Annotated in this window: 16 protein-coding genes and 2 pseudogenes; 7 read left to right on the top strand and 11 right to left on the bottom strand. The window is 59.7% G+C overall.

Going from position 1 to position 18,767, the window contains the following annotated elements:
• A pseudogene (locus FEV53_RS21590) lies at positions 1–461 on the top strand (DDE-type integrase/transposase/recombinase); the annotation flags it as partial.
• Between the two features lie 101 nt (positions 462–562).
• Here FEV53_RS21590 and FEV53_RS15800 read toward each other — a convergent pair.
• The 4 genes from FEV53_RS15800 to lhpI are packed head-to-tail and all read right to left on the bottom strand — an operon-like array spanning position 563 to position 5,495.
• Positions 563–1,816: an NAD(P)/FAD-dependent oxidoreductase gene (locus FEV53_RS15800; protein ID WP_142835757.1), complete on the bottom strand. Its 1,254-nt coding sequence runs from the start codon at positions 1,814–1,816 to the stop codon at positions 563–565.
• 58 nt (positions 1,817–1,874) lie between these two features.
• Positions 1,875–2,807: a 4-hydroxyproline epimerase gene (locus FEV53_RS15805; protein ID WP_142835758.1), complete on the bottom strand. Its 933-nt coding sequence runs from the start codon at positions 2,805–2,807 to the stop codon at positions 1,875–1,877.
• Positions 2,798–3,757, bottom strand: a complete 960-nt coding sequence (locus FEV53_RS15810) for a dihydrodipicolinate synthase family protein (RefSeq protein ID WP_142835759.1) — start codon at positions 3,755–3,757, stop codon at positions 2,798–2,800. Before FEV53_RS15810 ends, FEV53_RS15805 begins: the two co-directional genes overlap by 10 nt.
• Positions 3,758–3,803: 46 nt before the next feature.
• Entirely contained in the window at positions 3,804–5,495 is a 1,692-nt protein-coding gene (gene lhpI / locus FEV53_RS15815) for a cis-3-hydroxy-L-proline dehydratase (RefSeq protein ID WP_142835760.1), read from the bottom strand.
• Between the two features lie 173 nt (positions 5,496–5,668).
• On the opposite strand from lhpI, the gene FEV53_RS15820 reads away from it, so the two are divergent.
• Together FEV53_RS15820 and FEV53_RS15825 are read left to right on the top strand one after the other, a co-directional pair.
• Positions 5,669–6,304, top strand: a complete 636-nt coding sequence (locus FEV53_RS15820) for a helix-turn-helix domain-containing protein (RefSeq protein ID WP_246100844.1) — start codon at positions 5,669–5,671, stop codon at positions 6,302–6,304.
• Positions 6,305–6,360: 56 nt separating this feature from the next.
• Positions 6,361–7,398 carry an Ldh family oxidoreductase gene (locus FEV53_RS15825; RefSeq protein ID WP_142835762.1) on the top strand — a complete coding sequence of 346 codons (1,038 nt, stop codon included), beginning with the start codon at positions 6,361–6,363 and terminating at the stop codon, positions 7,396–7,398.
• Positions 7,399–7,498: 100 nt separating this feature from the next.
• On the opposite strand, the gene FEV53_RS15830 is transcribed toward FEV53_RS15825, so the two are convergent.
• The 4 genes from FEV53_RS15830 to FEV53_RS15845 form a co-directional block, all read right to left on the bottom strand.
• Positions 7,499–8,221 (bottom strand): amino acid ABC transporter ATP-binding protein, encoded by a 723-nt coding sequence (locus FEV53_RS15830; RefSeq protein WP_142835763.1) that lies wholly within the window; start codon positions 8,219–8,221, stop codon positions 7,499–7,501.
• Complete coding sequence (locus FEV53_RS15835) at positions 8,214–8,867, bottom strand: amino acid ABC transporter permease (RefSeq protein ID WP_142835764.1); 654 nt, start codon at positions 8,865–8,867, stop codon at positions 8,214–8,216. Before FEV53_RS15835 ends, FEV53_RS15830 begins: the two co-directional genes overlap by 8 nt.
• Before the next feature lie 13 nt (positions 8,868–8,880).
• Positions 8,881–9,546, bottom strand: a complete 666-nt coding sequence (locus tag FEV53_RS15840; RefSeq protein WP_142835765.1) for an amino acid ABC transporter permease — start codon at positions 9,544–9,546, stop codon at positions 8,881–8,883.
• 79 nt (positions 9,547–9,625) lie between these two features.
• Positions 9,626–10,432, bottom strand: a complete 807-nt coding sequence (locus tag FEV53_RS15845; protein WP_142835766.1) for an ABC transporter substrate-binding protein — start codon at positions 10,430–10,432, stop codon at positions 9,626–9,628.
• A 243-nt stretch (positions 10,433–10,675) separates the two neighbouring features.
• Between FEV53_RS15845 and FEV53_RS15850 the strand changes: the two genes are divergently transcribed.
• The 4 genes and pseudogenes from FEV53_RS15850 to FEV53_RS15865 all read left to right on the top strand — a co-directional run bounded on the left by FEV53_RS15850 (position 10,676) and on the right by FEV53_RS15865 (position 14,865).
• The gene (locus FEV53_RS15850; protein ID WP_142835767.1) at positions 10,676–12,223 is read left to right on the top strand and encodes an aldehyde dehydrogenase (NADP(+)); all 1,548 of its coding nucleotides are present in this window, start codon (positions 10,676–10,678) and stop codon (positions 12,221–12,223) included.
• A 130-nt stretch (positions 12,224–12,353) separates the two neighbouring features.
• Positions 12,354–13,400 (top strand): proline racemase family protein, encoded by a 1,047-nt coding sequence (locus FEV53_RS15855; protein ID WP_142835768.1) that lies wholly within the window; start codon positions 12,354–12,356, stop codon positions 13,398–13,400.
• Between the two features lie 144 nt (positions 13,401–13,544).
• Positions 13,545–14,249, top strand: a pseudogene (locus tag FEV53_RS15860) (IS6 family transposase).
• A 196-nt stretch (positions 14,250–14,445) separates the two neighbouring features.
• Positions 14,446–14,865, top strand: a complete 420-nt coding sequence (locus FEV53_RS15865) for a hypothetical protein (protein ID WP_142835769.1) — start codon at positions 14,446–14,448, stop codon at positions 14,863–14,865.
• A gap of 328 nt (positions 14,866–15,193) precedes the next feature.
• Here FEV53_RS15865 and FEV53_RS15870 read toward each other — a convergent pair whose 3' ends face one another.
• The 3 genes from FEV53_RS15870 to FEV53_RS15880 all read right to left on the bottom strand — a co-directional run bounded on the left by FEV53_RS15870 (position 15,194) and on the right by FEV53_RS15880 (position 18,724).
• A complete protein-coding gene (locus FEV53_RS15870) occupies positions 15,194–15,373 on the bottom strand; it encodes a CsbD family protein (protein WP_142835770.1) in 180 nt (59 codons plus the stop codon).
• A 912-nt stretch (positions 15,374–16,285) separates the two neighbouring features.
• Positions 16,286–16,855, bottom strand: a complete 570-nt coding sequence (locus tag FEV53_RS15875) for a hypothetical protein (protein WP_142835771.1) — start codon at positions 16,853–16,855, stop codon at positions 16,286–16,288.
• A 450-nt stretch (positions 16,856–17,305) separates the two neighbouring features.
• On the bottom strand, positions 17,306–18,724 hold the full coding sequence (locus tag FEV53_RS15880) for an MFS transporter (protein WP_142835772.1): 1,419 nt from the start codon (positions 18,722–18,724) through the stop codon (positions 17,306–17,308).
• Between the last annotated feature and the right edge of the window lie 43 nt (positions 18,725–18,767).

The raw sequence follows: 18,767 nt of genomic DNA on the forward strand, positions 1-18,767 counted from the left end.
TATCTCTACAGGGCGGTGGATCGGGACGGTCAACCCCTTGATTTTATGCTGTCTGAACGGCGCGATGAAGATGCAGCCACCCGGTTCTTCGAGCGGAAGATCGACCGGAACGGCTGGCCGGACAAGGTGGTCATTGATAATGAGCGGAGCCAATCTGGCCGGTCTCGACAACATGAACATCGCACTGATCCTCGCTGTCTGGTTCTGGCTCATCGAGGTCTTGCAGGTGAAGTATCTGAACAGTGAGCCCGCGAACGCCAATGGTCCGAGAGAGCGGGCGAACGATCGAGCAGGACCACCGGTTCATCAAGAAGATCACCCGCCCGATGATGGGCTTCAAATCCTTCGATGCTGCGCAGGCGACCCTCGCGGGGATCGAGGCCGCTCACATGATCCGGAAGGGGCAACTTGGTGATGCCGGACGCAGTCCGTTCCAGACCTTCGCTGACCTCGCTGGCTAAGTGTGTCTGGCCAAAGGGCTCTCGGCTCGCGCCAGAAAAGTTTGCGACAGAACCAGGCGAAGTTAGCATGACAATACCGTTGGCAATCCTACCTCGCGGGATCAGAACCGTCGTGGATTGAAGGGGGCGAGCGGGATAGATGGGGTGCGCTGTGCAGCGAGGGCGGCCACGATTTCAGCTGTACCGGCGGATTGTGTCAGGCCGAGGTGACCATGCCCAAAAGCATAGATCACACGATCCGATTTCGGCGCGCGCGCGATGACTGGCAAGCTGTCGGGAAGGGAGGGGCGGAAGCCCATCCATTGCTGCCCCCCTTTCGGATCAAAACCGGGGAGGAATTTGGCGGTTTTGCGTACCAGCATTTCCGCGCGCTTATAGTTCGGCGGCAGTTCCAGTCCGCCGAATTCGACCGCGCCTCCGACCCGCAACCCGTCTCCGATCCGGCTGACAACAAAGCCGTGACTGCTGAAGGTCAGATGCGTGCGGAGATCGAAGCTCGCGGCAGGGAAGGTCGTGTTGTACCCACGCTCAGTTTCCAGTGGGATCCGATCTCCGAGCATGCGGGCGATCTGATGCGACCATGCCCCTGCAGCGACAACGATCTGATCGGCCCTGACTGTGCCGGTACTCGTCTCGACCTCGACCCTATCTTCGCTCGGGGTGACGGCTCTTACCTCGGCAACCTCGATTTCGCCTCCGGTGGCGACAAAGGCCCGGGCGAGACGCTCTGTCCAAAGGGCGGGGTCCACCGTGTTCATCCAGTCTGGCGTATAGCCCGCATGGGTGAAACGCGGACTTAGACCCGGCTGGATCTCGGCAATGGCATCGGGGCTTTTCAGAAGGTCGAAAGCGATGCCGTGACGACGACGCCTTTCCCACAAGGGCAGGGTAGCCTCGAACTGAGCGCGGTTTTCGTAGAGCTGAAGCTGGCCCTCACGGCGCATCAGTGGTGCTCCGGAGACCTTCACAATCAATCGCTCAAGCGCCTGTTGCGACAGCTGCATCAGGTTTGATTGGGCATCGACCGCGGCCTCATAGCGTGACGATGCGGTCGCCCGCCAGAAATGCAGCATCCAGGGCAGGATCTGCATCGCATAGGACGGGCGCACCGACAGCGGCCCGAGGGGATCAAGCAGCCATTTGGGGGCCTTGCGTATAATGCCGGGGGTCGCGAGCGGTTCAACCTCGGCAAAGGCGAAAGCGCCCGCATTCCCGCGCGAGGCTTCAGCGGCGATGCCTTTGCGGTCGAGAATGCGGACCCGGTACCCTTCGGACTGCAGCGCGAGCGCGGCCGTGACTCCAATGATCCCCGCACCAATGACAAGGATTTCGGGTTGGGATGGGTGTGTCGGCATCGGAGGTCTCGGTCGCTTTCGAAGATACAGTCCCGGCCCGGCAGACGGGTCACGGAAGTCAGAGAGTGATGCCCTGTCGGAACGGATCCTCGGGCAGGAAGAACAGCGTGCTCTCCGACATGACATAGGCCGTCCCGGTGATCGAAGGGATCACGCCACCATTGAGGCCCTTGCGCCAGGACAAGCGATAGGTGCTGCGGATCACACTTTCCTGCACGATCTCCTCGCCCTCTGCCAGCCGGCCTTCTGCGGCAAGGCATGCCAGCCGGGCCGAGCATCCGGTGCCACAGGGCGATCGGTCATACGCGTTGTTGGGGCAAAGCACGAAATTCCGGCTATGCGCCTCGGGGGTGTCAGCAGGTCCGTAGAAGATCACGTGATCGACCGGCATTCCGCCCTCGCAGCCAATGCCCTGCGCGTGCAGCGCCTTGCGTATGGCGATTGTGACATCGGTGAGGCGCTGAATGTTCGACGAGGTCACCGGGATCGGGCTGGGATCGACGATAAAGAAACAATTGCCGCCATAGGCAATGTCGCCGGTGACCGTACCGATGCCGTCGATCTCGACCGACACGCCGGATCGGATGCGGCGGCTCTCGACATTCGTCACCGTTACCGTGTTCGGGTCGTGTACATCGACCGTGACGACACCGACTGGCGTCTCGATCCGGTGCCGTCCAAGACCCATGCGCCCCATGTGAACGAGCGTTGCGGCCAGCCCGATTGTCCCATGGCCACACATGCCCAGAACCGCGGCGGCTTCGAAAAAGATCACCCCGGTGATGCAGGTCGGATCGACGGGCTCGACCAGAAGCGCGCACACCATGGCAGGCTGTCCGCGCGGCTCAAGCAACAGCGCGCGGCAGAATTCTTGATGATCCGTTGCGAGTTTTGCGGCCCGCTCGGCGAGTGGGCCGGACCCCAGATCCGGCCCGCTGTCAAGGATCACACGCGTGGGCTCGCCCCCGGTGTGACTGTCGATCACATGCATTCAGCAACCACTCCGCCCTGTCTCGACCAGTTCGCGAACCACGCGTTGAACTGATGGAATTGGGCTTCACAGAACTTCGCCTGCGAACGCGAGAGTGTGTCGGTTTCGTTGATGTTCAAGGCGTATTCCTTCTCGCCTTTCAGGACCATCAGATGTTTGAAGTATAGCACGAGGTCGACGCCTTCGTCGAATTTCGCCAGAACGGAGAAGGCGTCTGCCAGTTCGCGTGCGCGCTGATCCGCCTCGAGATCGCCCGCAGCCGCACGGCGCGACAGCTCTGTCTGCAACAGCGACTCCTTAGGGAAGATAGTGCCGATTCCGGTAATCGTGCCGACCGCACCACACTTGACGAAACCATGGTAGACCTCGGTATCGACGCCGACCATAAGGAGGACGTCGTCATCCCGCGAGGTGATGTGTTCTGCCGCATAGCTCAGATCAGCTTTGCCGCCGAACTCTTTCAGACCGATCAGATTTTTGTGTTCGTCGCGCAGTGCAAAGAACAGGTCCGCTTTGGTTGTATAGCCGTAATAGGGGCTGTTGTAGATCAGCGCGGGCACGTCGGGCGCAGCTTCGAGGATCGCTTTGAAGTGGTTGCGCTGGGCCGGGACCGAGATTCCGCGAGACAGGACACGCGGGATGACCATCAGGCCAGCGGCGCCGATCTCTTGCGCATGTGTTGCATGAGCCACTGCCGATTTGGTGTTGATCGCGCCGGTGCCGACGACGACAGGCACGCCAGCCCTGGTCAGGCGTTCAACGCCCTCCATCCGCTGCGCGTCGGTCAAGAGCGGCCAGTCACCGCACGACCCGCAATAGACGACGCCCGACATGCCGGCATCCAACATTTCCTCACCCTTGCGCACGAGGGCGTCGAAATCGGGTTGGCGATCAGCGGCGCAGGGGGTCAACAGCGCAGGGATGGTTCCGAGAAATGGATCTTTGTTCATGAAGGTCTCCTTGGATTGATCGATTGTGTGTCGGTTCCGCGCGCGTTCAGGCGGCGCTGAGTTGGATCCACGCGGGAGGCGTGGCCGGGGCGAGACCGCTGCGTGCTGTTTCCGCGCATTGTGCGAGAGAGCCGAAACGGACGGTGCGGTTGCTCAGGCCCGGAGCGTAATGGGCGTACTTGCCGGAATTGGTCATCAGCACTTGTGCGTGCGGCGGGAAAACCGGCTCGGAAATCGAGCACCAGCACAGGTCGGGGATGATCCTGACCCCGGCGGCCTCAAGCCGGGTGCGCACGCCGTTCGCGGAAATTTCTTCCAGCGCGTTGCGGCCGAGGGTGATGATGGTGGTCACGTCCGGGGAGACTTGGGTCCCATCCATTAGCTGCGCAAAGATTGCGGATTCTGCAGCCGAGAAATGTGGGCTGCCAAGCGCCACGAGATCGACCTGCGGAGCCCCCTGGTTGAACTGCAGCCAGAGGCGCGCGAAATCTTCCGCTCCGATGGAGACTTGATCCGCATTTGGTGCCGGGGCCAGATTGGCCTCGGGTGTGATCCCGGCGATATGAAGCATCGGCGAGGCGGAGGTGGTTCCGTAAGCGGCGCAGAGTGCCTTCAGATCATCATCAGACGGGGCCGAGCGTTCCAGTCCGCGGATCAGTGGGATCCGGTCGGGCGCGGCTTGCCCCACCAGCCAGCCCAGCATTGGCCAGAAGGTGTCATCCGCCCCGGCGGGTTTTTTGACGTCTATGATCCGGCGCGGCACACGGTGCTCTTGCAGATAGACACCGGCCTGTGCGGCCCGACCCGTGAGCGCAATGCACAGATCCATGAAATCGGCGTGCTTCACGGTGCGCGCACCGAGTACGCTGTTGGCGTAGATCACCGCGTTGCTTTCCGCCCAGGCGATGTTTTCGTCGGCCGTTGGAGGCTCAGGCAGTAGATAGGGCGCGCAGGTAAAGCTCGGGCGTGCGCCCATCTCAACATAGGCATCGGCAAGCGCGGCGGCAGGCGTCCCAAACCCTGGATCAACGCCCTGCGCCCGCCAGTTGGCATGGTCGACGGAAATCGCGTTCATTGTGGTTGGCACACGCACCCGACCGCCCTTGTCCGCCATGGCACGGGCAAAGGTCAGAAAGGCGGGGCTGGCATAGATGCAGCCGTCGATATGCACGCGGCTCACGTCGGTCAGGCGGAGCGCCCCCTGTGCGGTGGCCATTGTGGAGATGATCTCCATGGCAAGCTGCGCTGCGTCGCCATGCTCGCCGTTGAGAAAAGCCCGGTCGGCTGCGGTCAGCTCCAGCGCGCCTGCGGCACCAGCTGGGGTCAGATCCCAACTCTGCCCACCGGCAAGCAGATGCGTCGGTGTGATTTCGGCGGCATCTTCGCGCGCAAGCGCGTCGTAGTCCGTCGCGCTCAGGCGCAGCACGGCAATATCATGGCCAAAGAGGCGTCCGGCGACCAGCGCGCCAAGTGTCAGGATGTCCTCACTCTCGCGGAAAATGAGCGCCCGCGGTGCCGCCCCTGCAAAGGCCAGCCCCAGCAGAACGCCGCTGCCGGTGCACGACCCGCGACTGGTGGGCATCATAACGATGTGACCAGCCAGCGACCGGCCGCGCTGCGGGTGAAGCGCGTCAATAATCTCGCCAGTGGATGGATTCACGCCGCCCCAGACACTCAGCCCCTCTTCGCAGACCAGCAGCGGCCCCTGAACGGATGCGGAGATGATTGATGTCGCCATATTTTACCTCTTTGACTGTCAATAAAGCGGCGTTTCGTTCAATATGCGCCGAAAGCAGTGGAAAGGGCTGACATTGGATTACTCTTTGCTATCGGCTGACTGCTAACCTTGCATCCTGCACAAAAATATGCTTAAACGATCACGAATGGTAAGAAAAGAAAAATATGGCTCAAATGGAAAAATCTTCTCGTGGTGACACCGAGCCTGCAAACGAGGACTGGGAAGTTGAGCGTCAGCAACTGCGTCTGGATCTTGGTAACCGGATGAAAGCCGTACGCCAGGCTTGCGGCTTTACGCTTGAAGTAGCGGCGCAGCGGACCGGTCTTGCGCTTTCGACGATCCACAAGATTGAAAACGGCCGGGTTTCGCCAAGCTACGAGAATCTGGTGAGAATCTCCCGCGCTTATGACGTGGGTATGGAGCGGCTGTTCTCGTCCGATCACGAGGCCCATCAGACAACCCGTATGACAGTGACCAAGGCGGGACAGGGTCGTAAGGTGCGGTCGAAGAACTTTGAATTTGAGGTGCTGTGTAACGCGCTGGCAGAGAAAAAGATCATTCCTCTGGTCACCCGCGTGGAACAGCGAGGGCCGCTGAAACCCGGTGAGCTTGAGGCGCATGACGGCGAAGAGACAATTTATGTTCTGTCCGGCCGGATCGAACTGGTTGTCGAACACTACAAACCCGTCGTGTTAGAGCCGGGCGATTGCGCCTATTTTGACAGCACGATCAGGCACGGTCTGCGTGCGCTGGGCGACGAAGAGGCCAGGATTTTCTGGGCCTGTACCTACACCGACGTGGCCAGATAAGGCGCCGCGCGCGCTCATTTGACCCTCCAGAGCTTTCCCACGGAGACGACCGCAGAATGCCCAAAACTCATGTCATTTCCTATGCTGCGCTTTTGTCGCGCGTCGAGAACATCTTTAAGCGGGTGGGCGTGCGGCCTGACAGCGCGAGGGCGGTGGCGCGGGTGATCGTCGACGGCGAACGTGACAACTGCAAGTCGCACGGGATCTATCGCATTGAGGGCTGCCTGCGCGTGCTGGCGGCAGGCAAGGTGGAGCCCGATGCGGAACCTGAGATCCGCGATTTGGGAAAATCAGTCATTGAAGTCGATGCCAGGGGCGGGTTTTCGAACCCGGCCTTCTATGCGGCCAAGGATGTCCTTGTCACGCGCGCGCGGTCCCATGGGATTGCGGCGCTGGTGATCCGGGACTGTCTGCATTTCTCGGCGCTCTGGCATGATGTCGAGGCACTGGCCGAAGAGGGGATCGCCTCGCTCTCCATGTGCCCGAGCTACTCCTTCGTCGCGCCTGCAGGCGGAAAGGAGCCGCTTTTGGGGACCAACCCGTTCGCCTTTGGCTGGCCGCGTCAGGGAGAGCATCCCTATGTCTTCGACTTTGCGACCAGCGTCGCGGCACGGGGAGAGATCGAGCTGCACCGTCGTGCGGGTAAGCTGATCCCCGAGGGCTGGGCGGTCGACCGAGACGGCAAGCCGACGACTGATCCCGAAGCCGCGCTCGACGGTGCGATGCTGACCTTCGGCGGCCACAAGGGCTCGGCGATCTCGACAATGGTGGAACTGCTGTCTGGCGCGATGTTGGGGGAGTTCATGAGCAAGGAAGCGCTGGACTTTATGGGGGGCACTGACCTCTTGCCGCGCCATGGTGCCCTGATTCTGGCGCTTGATCCAAACACCTTTGCGGCGAACAGCGGCCGCGATCCGATTGCCGAGGGAGAAAGACTGCTGAGCGCAATCGGTGCACAAGGCGCACGGCTGCCCTCGGAGCGTCGTTTCACGGCACGTCGCAAGGCGATGCGTGACGGTATTGTGCTCAGCGATGCTGAAATGGCGCAACTCGACCAGTTTGAGGCGACAGGGCTGGAAGCTGTCGGCATGTGATCGCTGCTAAACAACATTGAAAGAGGCGCAGGGGAGAAACCTGCGCCTCTTTGCTTCAGGGTGCTTTTGGGGGGTGACGGCGCCGCCGCCCCCATTGGCCTTAGCGAACGCTGGCCAGAAACCTCCGCGTTTCGGGATGCTGTGGGTCGCCGAAAAGCTGATCCGGGGCACCAATCTCTGCCATGATGCCCTGATGAAAATAGGCTACACGATCCGATACGTCACGGGCGAATGTCATCTCGTGCGTCACGCAGATCATGGTCATACCTTCTTCGGCGAGCATCTTAAGCGTTTCCAGAACCTCCCCCACCAGCTGAGGGTCAAGCGCCGAGGTCACTTCGTCAAACAGCATGTAGTCCGGCGACATCGCCAGCGCACGAGCGATCGCCATGCGTTGTTGCTGACCGCCGGACAGGCGCGAAGGGTAGGTAGACAGCTTGTCGCCCAGCCCGACATGCTTGAGCTGCTTTTCAGCAATGACCTCAGCCTCGGCCTTCCCCATGCCCAGCACTTTGCGCGGTGAGAGGGTGACATTTTCCAGAACAGTCAGGTGCGGAAACGCGTTCCACTGCTGGAAAACGATGCCGATCTTTTGCCGGAGTTTGTTGAGATTGGTCGATTTGGCATGCACTTCCGTACCGTCGACGAGGATCTTGCCGGAATGGATCGGTTCGAGCCCGTTGATGCAGGTCAGGAGCGTCGATTTACCCGAACCCGAGCCGCCGATCACCGTCAGAACCTCGCCCCTCTGGACGGTCAGATCGATGCCCTTCAGAACCTCGAGCGGGCCAAAGGATTTGCGGACGTTCTGGATCTCAATCATTGGACCACCTTTTTTCGAGATATCCGCCGAACCGGGCGAGCGGGAAGCTGATGAGGAAGTAGAAGGCGCCGCAGATCATGAGCAGGAACAGCGGCTCTTGCAGGCGTGTGATCAGGATCTGTGTGGATTTCAGCAATTCGGTGACCTGCACCACGTAGACCAGCGCCGAATCTTTCATGACGCCAAGTGCAAGGCCAATCCATGACGGGAGTGCAACGCGCGTGGCCAGAGGCATCACGATGTAGCGCATGTCCTGCGCCCAGCTCATGCCGAGTGAACGCGCGGCTCGGCGGGTCGTGCTCGGGACGGCGTCGATGCTGCCGCGGACAATCTCGGAGCAATACGCGGCGGTGTAGAGCGACAGTACCATACAGGCGACAGTGAATCCCGATAATTGCAGCCGCAGCACCATGCCCATGAAGGCGTTGGCCAATACCAGCTGGATCAGCAGCGGGACCGATCGGAAGATATCAAGGAAGAAGGTCAGCGGCGCCGAGAGGACCGCGCCCAGCTGGACACGGATCACTCCGAACAGGATGCCAAGGACGGTTCCGATTGTGACTGAGATCACGGTTACGATGATCGTCATTCCCGCACCTTTGGCGAGAAAGAGCAGATCTGAGGATGAAAGAGCGGTATCGAACATGGTGTTATTCCCTTCAATACCGGAAAAGGCGCGTCGCAACGAGGCGCGCACTCAGGGTGATGGCCTTGGTGATGACGTAGAAGATGACCCCGGCGATGGCGAACAGTTCGAACGTGCGGAAGGTGAGCGCGTTCAGATCCTGCGTGACACCATAGAGGTCGGAATTCATGCCCACAGTCACGCCCAGCGACGTCATCAGCACCGCCCAGACCATCTGGTTCGTCATTGGGAGGAACGAGATACGGAGCATTTGTGGCACGATGATGTAGCGGAACGCCTGAAGTTGCGACATTCCCAGCGACCGTCCAGCCCGCGTCTGTGTGTCGGGGATCGCTTTCAGGGCACCGCGGAAGTTTTCGGCGAGGTAGCCGGCATTGTTGAAGGTGATCCCGATCAAAAGTGACGCGAACGGGCTGAGGTGGATTCCAAAGCTCGCAATGCCGAAATGGGCCATATAGATCTGGAAGAGGGCAGGGGTATTGCGCGCAATCTCGATCCAGGTGGTCGCGATGGCATGCAGCGGGCGGGAGCCGGAAAGGCGCAGCAGTGTCAGGAGAATGGCAAATGCGATGCCCAAAAGCATCGAGAGTAACGCCACTTCCATCGTCACCACCGCACCTTCCAGAATTTTCGGAAGTCGGGCAAGCGCCTGATTCCATTGGAAGGTGTACTCGAACATGGCGGTTTCCTACCTGAAGGGATGCGGAGGGAAGGACGGCGCGGGATTGACCCGCGCCGCCATCTATGCCGACGTCCGATTAACGATAGGCGTTCGGAACCATCAGGGAGGGAACGTCGCCGCCGACCCACTTTTCATAAAGTTCGTCATAGCGACCGGATCGGATCTGCTGATTTACAAACAGGTTCAGGTAGTTGAGCAGACCGTATTCGTTGCGGTTAGTGAACAGCGCCACGTAGTCGGTGTCGAAAGGTGCCTTGCCGACGACCGAGATCCCCGGGAAGTTGCCGGTTTTGACATTGGCCATCGCCACGGTCGAGGTCGATACGGTAGCGTCAAGCTGGCCCTGGCTCAGCGCTAGGAAAACATCCGCCTGGGTCTGGTAGGGACGGAATGTGCCGTCGCCCCACTCCTCGATCTGCTTCTCAAGCGCAATTGCCTCATAGGTGCCGGCAACGGCGCCCACGGTGTGGCCCTTCATGTCTTCGTAGGAGCTGATGCCCGCTTCGTCGTTTGCGGTTACGGCCATCTCGAAGGCAAAGTAAGGAATTGAGAAGCCGACGGTTTTGGCGCGCTCGAGTGTGTCCGATGTCGAGGCGACGCCGACGTCAACGCGGCCGGACACCAGTGCGGGGATACGCTCGGGGAAGGGCGTCTCGACGATCTCGGCCTCGACACCGAGCGCCGCAGCGAGGTCGTTGCAATAGTCCACATCGAAGCCAACCGGCTCGTTGTCCGCATCGCGGCTGCCCATCGGCGGGAAATCGAGGACGACGGCACAGCGCAGTTTGCCCGATGAGATAATGTCGTCGAGCTTATCTGCCTGCGCGGCACCGGCCATGGCGATCCCGGCGATCAAAGCGGTGATTGTGGTTGTTTTTTTCATTGGGAACTCCTCCGTTGATTCATTTCTGATTATGGCAATAATTTTTTTATAAGGCAAGAAATTTTCATATAGGAAAAACGCTGGCACATTGGGAAAATTTTCGCTAGGCGTTCTAAAGAACCGGATAACTGCGGTTGCAGGTCTAGAATTCGGTATCATTCAGACAGCCGCGGTGACGCAAAGAACCGTGGTAAAGATTGCCGGACAGAGCCCGTCCGCGCACACGACAAGAAAGGTATGCACATGACATTCACTCCCCACGGCAAGCACCTCATCGCAGGTGAGTGGATCGGAACAGAGCAGACCTTTACCTCCGCGCCCGCGAATGGGCCGGTGCATGTGTTTTCTGTCGGCACAGCTGATCTGGTGGATCAGGCCGCCCGCGCCGCCGAAGACGCATTCTGGACCTATGGCTATATGACTCGTGCGGCGCGCGCTGACTTTCTCGACGCCATCGCCGAGGAGATCGAGGCCAGAGCAGAAGCGATCACCGAAATCGGGTGCCAGGAAACAGGGCTCCCTGAGGTGCGGTTGAACGGCGAACGGGGCCGTACCACTGGTCAACTGCGACTGTTTGCGGACCATATCCGCATCGGCGAGTATCTCGACCGCCGCTATGATGAAGCGCTGCCCGAGCGCCAGCCCCTGCCGCGTCCCGACCTGCGCGCAATGCAACGCCCTGTCGGACCGGTCGCCGTTTTCGGCGCCTCGAACTTTCCGCTCGCCTTCTCGACCGCTGGGGGCGACACAGCGGCAGCGCTCGCGGCTGGCTGCCCGGTCGTGTTCAAAGGGCATGACGCACATCCCGGTACGGGCGAAATCGTTGCAGAGGCGATCCACGCCGCAATCCTCGAATGCGGGCTGCCGGCGGGAGTGTTCTCACTCGTTCAGGGCGGCACGATCGATGTTGGGCAGGCGCTGGTACAGCATTCCCTGATCAAGGCTGTGGGCTTCACAGGATCGCTTTCTGGTGGGCGCGCGCTGTTCGATCTTTGTGCACATCGCGACGAACCGATTCCGTTCTTCGGTGAGCTTGGGTCAGTGAACCCGATGTTCATGTTGCCCGAAGCGCTCGCCAACCGTGGCACGGAGCTTGGTCAGGGCTGGGCCGGTTCGCTCACCATGGGGGCGGGCCAGTTCTGCACCAATCCGGGTATCGCGGTGGTGATTGCGGGCGCGGAGGCAGATGCCTTTGTCGAAGCCACCCGAGCAGCGCTGTCGGAAAGCGGTGCTCAGGTAATGCTGACCGAAGGGATCGCTGCGGCCTATGCCAACGGCGCCAGCAGAGTTGGCCAACAGACCGGCGTGCAGGACCTGCTGACATCAATGTGCGACCGGCGCGAGGCGAAGCCCTTCCTGTTTCGTGTGACGGCGCGGGACTGGATCGACAATCATGTGCTGGCCGAGGAGGTCTTCGGTCCGCTGGGCATGGTCGTCGTCGTGCAGGACGCCGACGAAATGCTGTCTGTTGCGCGCAGCTTCACCGGTCAGCTGACCGCGACGCTGCATCTGGACGATGCCGATGCAGCACTTGGTCGCCGCCTGATGCCCGTACTGGAGCGCAAGGCAGGCCGGGTGCTGGCGAACGGATTCCCGACAGGTGTCGAGGTCAGCGACAGCATGGTGCATGGGGGCCCCTATCCGGCCTCGACAAACTTCGGTGCGACCTCGGTTGGCACATTGTCGATCCGGCGCTTCCTCCGACCGGTCTGTTATCAGAACATCCCTGCGGCTCTGCTGCCGGCTGATCTGGCACGGGCCGAAGAACGTCCGGGTCTCCACGACTATTGACGCGGATGGCCTCTGCTCTGGGGAAGAGCGTTTCGCCTGTGCTAGAAATGAAGTTCGGCAGCGGCTGCTGTCCAGGTATCGTGGCGGTGGTCCGCATGTCCTTTGTCACGTCAAGCTAGGAGGGCTGATCATGCGGTCCCGGATCAACATCAGTGTCGTCGGCTGCCACGCCGAGGGAGAAATCGGTGACGTCATCATCGGCGGCGTCTTGCCCCCAGCGGGCGAAACCATGATGGAGCGGATGATCGCCATGGAGCGCGATCACGACCACATACGTCAGCTGCTCATCTGCGAACCGCGAGGCTCGGTCGCGCGCCACGTCAACCTGATCGTGCCGCCGATTTCGCCGGGATGCGTGGCGGGTGCGATTATCATGGAGCCGACAGAATACCCGCCCATGTCCGGCTCCAACACCATCTGCATTTCCACCGTTCTACTGGAGACAGGCATGGTGCCGATGCAGGAGCCGGTAACCCGGTTCAACCTGGACATGCCTGGTGGCGTGATCGAAGTGACCGCCCGGTGCGAGGACGGCAAGTGCGAGTCAATCACCTTCCGCAACGCACCGGCCTTTGCTGCCGTGCTCGATGGCGCGCTTGAGGTCGAAGGGCATGGGACGATCCCGCTCGACATTGCATATGGCGGGATGTTCTTCGGTATCGTCGATGCCACGGCGCTCGGCTTCGAGGTGAAGCCGGATGAGGCACGTGATCTTGCGATACTCGGCGAGAAGATCCGCAAGGCTGCGCGCGACCAGTTCGAGGTGTCTCACCCTGACTTCCCGAATGTGCGCGGCGTGTCGATTGTGCAATTCGCCATGCCCTTTGAGGGTAGCGGCAAGGTCACGCGCAACAGTTGCATCGTGGCGCCGGGTCGATCGGACCGTTCGCCTACCGGGACGGGAACGTCCGCGCGGATGGCCGTTCTGGAGGCGAGGGGACAGATGAAAGCGGGAGATGAGCTGATCCACGCCTCGATCATCGGCTCGCGCTTTGTCGGTAAGATCCTGAGCGTCGAACAACTCGGGAAGCGCAGGGTAATTATTCCGCAGATCACAGGCCGCGCCTGGATCTCTGGGCAACATTCCTATCTGCTGGATCCCGATGACCCTTGGCCAACGGGCTACATGCTGGCTGACACATGGGGCGTCACTCCGGCCCTGAAGCAGAATTCCTAGACTTTGGAGGGCATTGCCATTTGTGGACAGCTCCGGTTTTGCAAGGATTTTCTTTGCGATTTTGATCTTCATGCGTAGCGGTCATTTGTCCGGCCGGCACCGTAAAGTTAATGCGGTGATCGTCGGGATATGCGATCTGGCGTCATGCCCAGGACCGAGCTCTATCGCCGCCACCGTTTCCCGCCGGATGTGATTGCCTCTGCAGTTTGGCTGTACTTCAGGTTCCCGCTGAGTCTGCGGATGGTTGAAGATCTGTTAGCCGTGCGCGGGATCATCGTGTCGCACCAGACTGTGCGGGCCTGGGCAGAGAAGTTTGGGAGAGAATTCGCCAGAGAAATCCGCGAGAGATCGACCGGGCGGATGGGCGAAAAGTGGCATCTTGATGAGGTTGTGGTAAAGATCCGGGGCCAGAAACACTGGCTCTGGCGCGCCGTTGATCAGGAGGGCTTCGTTCTGGACGTCCTTGTCCAGAGCCGTCGGGACAAGAAAGCCGCCAAGCGACTTCTTCGCAAGCTTCTGAAAAAGCATGGCCTTCCCCGCGTCATGATCACCGACAAGCTGCGCTCATATTCGGCAGCGAAGAAGGAGATCGCGCCGGGTGTCGAGCATCGATCCCACAAAAGCCTTAACAATCGTGGTGAAAATTCTCATCAACCGGTGCGGCGCCGGGAGCGGATCATGTAGGGCTTCAAGTCGCCGGGGCATCTGCAGCGCTTCGTCTCGATCCACGACCCGATTGCCAATCTGTTCCACCTGCCACGCCTTGAAATGACCTCCGAAGAATTCCGTGATCTCCGTCAAGCCGCGATGAGCTTGTGGTGGAACATCGCGGGCGTCGAGCTCGCTTGATCGGCAAAATCAGCCGATACTTGCTCCGCTGAAGTTAACTTTACAGTGCCTCAGCGGGAGTTCCGGGGACGATACAAAGGCTATTACCCCAGACGCGGAATGACCGAAGACGGCGAGGCCGTGATCGCGGAAGTGTTCGATGCGCTGGCAGATGCCTGCGGAGATCCGCGCCGCGCCGTGCGCTGGGGGGTGCGTCATGGGTGAGGGACTTTACTGGAGCCAGGACGGGCGCACCGTCTATGTCGAGCCCTTCGAGGGGCTCGACGCCGGGGATGTGGATCTGTGGGATTGGGCTTATGAGGATCTGATCGACGTCATTGGTACATGCCTGACAGAGAGATGGTCGGGCTGCGAAGGCGCGTGGCGGGACCACACCAGCCGGATCGTGGCACGCAACACGCTGCACGAGATCTGGCTCACGCAGGACAGCTATGACCGCGTCCATGTGACCTTCGGGGTTCGCGAGCATCTCTACGACCTCGATGCGTTGGCGCGCCATCACGTCGATGACCGGGCTGAGCGGTTCTTTGATCTTCTGCAAGAGCACTACGCGCTTCGTGTGCGCACGAGCCCGTGGACGAGTGCGCCGCGGGAAAGGCTGCGAATGGCTGGCTAAGACCACCCCGTCTAGGTCAGGATTGCTGCCTTATTGCACATAAGAAAGACTCTGGGACTCACGTCACGCCGCATCGCAGCAATCTCGCGCCCATCCCCTCACCGCATTCCATGAACAGCTAACATGGCTGATAAACCTCGCTCGACGAGAGGCCATAGAGAGGATGAAAGGCGTGGCTAGAAGTGAGACTGACTTCACGTCTGCGTGCCGACCTCGTGCTGGCATCGATGTCCAGAAGACTGTTCGGTTCGTGGTCTGACGAGTTAATCATTGAAAAAAAGCGGGCACCCGAGGCGTCCGCTTTTCCTATTGCGCTGGCTGGATCAGATCAGTCTGTCACGCTGCGCACAGCATCCTTGGCGTTGCCTGCGGCCTGCTGGGCTTTGCCCTCAACCTGCTGGGCTTTGCCCTCGGCTTCCATCTCGTGGTTATCGATGGCGTCGCCCAAGGTCTCTTTGGCCTTACCGGCGAGCTCTTTGGCTTTGCCTTTGATCTTATCGCTGTCCATCGTCGTCACTCCAAAAAATAGCTACTGCACGGAGAGCCGCACCGGGGCCGATTGGTTCCACCGATCGTCCGGAGGTTGCTCACACTCTTGGGACGACGAGCCGGAGACGATCTTCCCGTCCTTTGTGCATATGATCAGAGTGAAGCACCGTTGCATCGGGTCAGATCGGGGGCATCCCCAAACGCTGTTGGCTGTTCGCTCGTAGCCTAGGACATCAGGGGTGCAATCGGCTTTGAGTTGCAAAAGCTGTCGGAGCCCAAAAAGTGGCTAGCTTGAGCAGCCAAACTTTCAGATAGCCTGTGTACCGATGTGTGACGGACAGTTCTCCATCCTCACTTAAGCTCCGTTAGGGGCGGTCTCGGCCCATAGTTGCCGCTCATCACCATGTAAGATTGCGCGATGCGGCCCGCGTTTCCTGCCGTTCGACCCGGTGCGCAGCATTATTGCCCGCCGAGTGTCGGGTTTGCGGGACAAAGCGCCAATTCGCTGAAGCTGCGCCAATGACTGCTTTTTTCGCTAGTCTTCGGTCTGGCTAAGAGCCGAACCCGCCTCATTTCGCACGTCACACTGCGAGAATTGCGGAGCGGCGATCGACTGATTTTCTTCGTTTGAAGCAACTCTACACTGTAGGTCTTGGTGGAGTGTGTGGTGGGCCTGGAGGCGGAGTTGGGGGGAGGTCTGACGGAGGCCTGTTTGAACCAGAAACAATTCCAGTAGATCCATCAATGTTGACACCAAACGATCCAGAACCACCACCCGAGTTCGAGCTTGTAACCTGAAAGAAGGAGTCGATGAGCCGAGCAAGTCGCGACAAAGGCAACTGTTTTTTCACGTTGAAACTATCAACGTTCTCACCCTTTCGAACGCTTTCTTTGATAGAACGCATAGCTCGCAAGGTATTGCTATTAACCGTCATAGCCCAGCTCCTCTCGTGAGCACACGCACACCAAACTTCACAAGTTCTTGGACGCCTGTCAGAAATCCGCTTCTCGATAACTGTCCAACTTCCTTTTTTATGTCCTGTTGGTTTATGAGCGCAACCTCCGTGTTTCTTTCCATAATATCAAATACTTCCAAGACCCAAATATCGAGGCTGTTTTCGCCAACGTCCTTTAGCATGTAGTGGACACCGACCCGTTTACCTTCAGTTGTAAGCCAATCCACTCGGAAAATCTGCCCGTCTTCTGAAGCTGCATACCCAAGATGGAAATGATCAACGATGTAGCGAGTAAGCGGCTCTTGATCAAAAAAATTGCAATGCTTCTTGAGCTGCTCTTTAACCGCCCCCTCAAACCAAACATTTTCAATGCAGAATTTGAGATTGTCCTTATTCTCCCTTATTGCACTGATCATTTTCTGAAATCTCTGGAGTAAATAGCCAGAGGCTCCCGCTGATGCTTCGGCAACTACGGGTTGGTTTATCTGCATCCAGGTCTTAGTATGTTTTCTTCGCCCTCCAAACGGACCAATTGGTTTTGCCATTATCATCAAACTCGAAATTTTCCGTTGTCTTCACTATCAGAAAATAAAATGGGCGTAGCAAGACTAAATCGGTGGCTCTGATTTTAAAACGGGCAGTGCTGTCACGTCGACCGGACATTCAGGCGTTGCGCAGCATCGGTCCCTTTGGGCTCACAGCCGACACGCGGCGGCGCGGCATAGTGGGCCGGGCCGCCCACCGGCGCACTGTCGGTCCCGGCCCAGACTTGCCGCTCGTCACCATGTCAGATGCCGCGATGCGGCCCGCGTTTCCTGCCGTTCGACTGTGTGTGCGGCATTTAAACCCGTCGAGTGTCGGCTGAGCGGACAAGAGTGTGAATTCGCTGTAGCAAGCGCGAATTTCCGGTGACCTTGAAGATCGGGATTTCGAACGTCCTTCGTGATAACCCTCAATGCGCCTTCATTATCCATGGTGCTTCGATCTCGGCTCCGTCATTCCGCCGGACCAGACACTCTGCGTTCACTCCCCCTGTGGCTGTAGATCGCCAATCCCAGAGTGACCAAGGCCATGACCGAGGCGGCCGTGAAGGTCATCGAAAAGGCGTGGGCGATATCCGCGAGGGGGGCTTGAGCGGCATCCGCTGTTCCGAGAATGAAGACGAACAGCGTGGACATGGCGGAGGCCCCTGTCATCAAGCCAAGGTTGCGCGAGAGGCCGAGCAAACCTGACAGACGGCCGCGCTGTTCCTTCGAAGCATCGGCCAGAACAGCCGTGTTGTTGGCGGCAAGGAACAGTTGAAAGGCCGGTGTCAGCGTGATCAACGCGGCCACATATCCGCCGACCCCGAAGTATCGCGGCAAGAATGCCAGACACAGCAAACCAAGCATGGTCTGCACTAGGCCGATGACCATCACACGCCTCGCGCCGAGCCGGTCCGTCAGCCGACCCGCCGGAACGCCAGAGAGCCCGGAGACCACAGGCCCGACCGCCATGACCAGACCGATGAGCGTCTCATTCAACCCCAGCGAAAAGGCCAGGAAGAACGGGCCGACAACCAACGTGGACATCATGATCGTGCCGACAGTTAGGTTCATGACAAAGCCAATGCCCGTTGTCCGGTCTCGTAGCAATGTCATCGGCACCAGTGGCGCGGCCACACGGGTTTCGACGAGTACAAAAAAGGCGATTGCGATCAGGGCGCCGGGGATCAGCACAGTCGGTGATAACGGAATACCAGCTGCCCCACCGCTTGTCGCGAGGGCATAGGCCGAAAGCGCGACTGCCAGCACGAAGGTTCCTGCAAAATCAATCTCCCTGATAGATGCGCCTACCCGCTCAGACCTGCGGGTGATGGAGATGACGGACAAGACAAGCGTGGCACTCGCAAAACCTGCGAGGAGCCAGAAAGCCATCCGCCAGTCCCCCCATGTCAACAGCAGACCGCCGAGTGAGGGCCCAAGCGCAGTCCCGACCGCAGAGGTCGTCCCGAGCAAACCCATTGCCGTACCAAGCCGCTCGGTCGGGACGAGATCACGTGCAAGCGACATGGGCAACGCGATCAGGATCGCTCCACCAAGTCCTTGCAACGCACGTCTTGAAACCAACACACCAAGGCTCGACGCCATTGCGCTCAGAACGGACGCGGCGATGAAGATAACAAGGCCCGCGATCAGCACCCGACGATGGCCCAACAGGTCGCCGAGCCGCCCGGCAGAGACGATGGTGACGGTCACGGACATGAGATAGGCTAGTACGACCCATTGCACGTCCGACACCGTCGCGGAGAAGCTGCGCGCCAGGGTGGGAAGCAGGACGGAGGCGACGCTGATACCCAGCGAGGCAGTCAGTGTTGCAGCGGCAAGGGTGATCAGGATGGGAATAGGCGTACGGGCCTGTGGGGTGTCGATCATGTTTACTCTCTTGCTTTGGATGTCGCTGAACGGCTAATCTGCC

Origin of the sequence: Palleronia caenipelagi (genome assembly GCF_007004065.1) — a bacterium.
GTDB classification, from domain to species: Bacteria; Pseudomonadota; Alphaproteobacteria; order Rhodobacterales; family Rhodobacteraceae; genus Palleronia; species Palleronia caenipelagi.

What these genes read in the sequence shown, in the direction of transcription:
- FEV53_RS15800 (WP_142835757.1), bottom strand. Translation starts at nt 1,816, where the DNA reads ATGCCGACACACCCATCCCAACCCGAAATCCTTGTCATTGGTGCGGGG.
- FEV53_RS15825 (WP_142835762.1), top strand. Translation starts at nt 6,361, where the DNA reads ATGCCCAAAACTCATGTCATTTCCTATGCTGCGCTTTTGTCGCGCGTC.
- FEV53_RS15840 (WP_142835765.1), bottom strand. Translation starts at nt 9,546, where the DNA reads ATGTTCGAGTACACCTTCCAATGGAATCAGGCGCTTGCCCGACTTCCG.
- lhpI (WP_142835760.1), bottom strand. Translation starts at nt 5,495, where the DNA reads ATGGCGACATCAATCATCTCCGCATCCGTTCAGGGGCCGCTGCTGGTC.
- FEV53_RS15875 (WP_142835771.1), bottom strand. Translation starts at nt 16,855, where the DNA reads ATGGCAAAACCAATTGGTCCGTTTGGAGGGCGAAGAAAACATACTAAG.
- FEV53_RS15830 (WP_142835763.1), bottom strand. Translation starts at nt 8,221, where the DNA reads ATGATTGAGATCCAGAACGTCCGCAAATCCTTTGGCCCGCTCGAGGTT.
- FEV53_RS15880 (WP_142835772.1), bottom strand. Translation starts at nt 18,724, where the DNA reads ATGATCGACACCCCACAGGCCCGTACGCCTATTCCCATCCTGATCACC.
- FEV53_RS15810 (WP_142835759.1), bottom strand. Translation starts at nt 3,757, where the DNA reads ATGAACAAAGATCCATTTCTCGGAACCATCCCTGCGCTGTTGACCCCC.
- FEV53_RS15820 (WP_246100844.1), top strand. Translation starts at nt 5,669, where the DNA reads ATGGAAAAATCTTCTCGTGGTGACACCGAGCCTGCAAACGAGGACTGG.
- FEV53_RS15845 (WP_142835766.1), bottom strand. Translation starts at nt 10,432, where the DNA reads ATGAAAAAAACAACCACAATCACCGCTTTGATCGCCGGGATCGCCATG.
- FEV53_RS15835 (WP_142835764.1), bottom strand. Translation starts at nt 8,867, where the DNA reads ATGTTCGATACCGCTCTTTCATCCTCAGATCTGCTCTTTCTCGCCAAA.
- FEV53_RS15850 (WP_142835767.1), top strand. Translation starts at nt 10,676, where the DNA reads ATGACATTCACTCCCCACGGCAAGCACCTCATCGCAGGTGAGTGGATC.
- FEV53_RS15855 (WP_142835768.1), top strand. Translation starts at nt 12,354, where the DNA reads ATGCGGTCCCGGATCAACATCAGTGTCGTCGGCTGCCACGCCGAGGGA.
- FEV53_RS15805 (WP_142835758.1), bottom strand. Translation starts at nt 2,807, where the DNA reads ATGCATGTGATCGACAGTCACACCGGGGGCGAGCCCACGCGTGTGATC.
- FEV53_RS15865 (WP_142835769.1), top strand. Translation starts at nt 14,446, where the DNA reads ATGGGTGAGGGACTTTACTGGAGCCAGGACGGGCGCACCGTCTATGTC.
- FEV53_RS15870 (WP_142835770.1), bottom strand. Translation starts at nt 15,373, where the DNA reads ATGGACAGCGATAAGATCAAAGGCAAAGCCAAAGAGCTCGCCGGTAAG.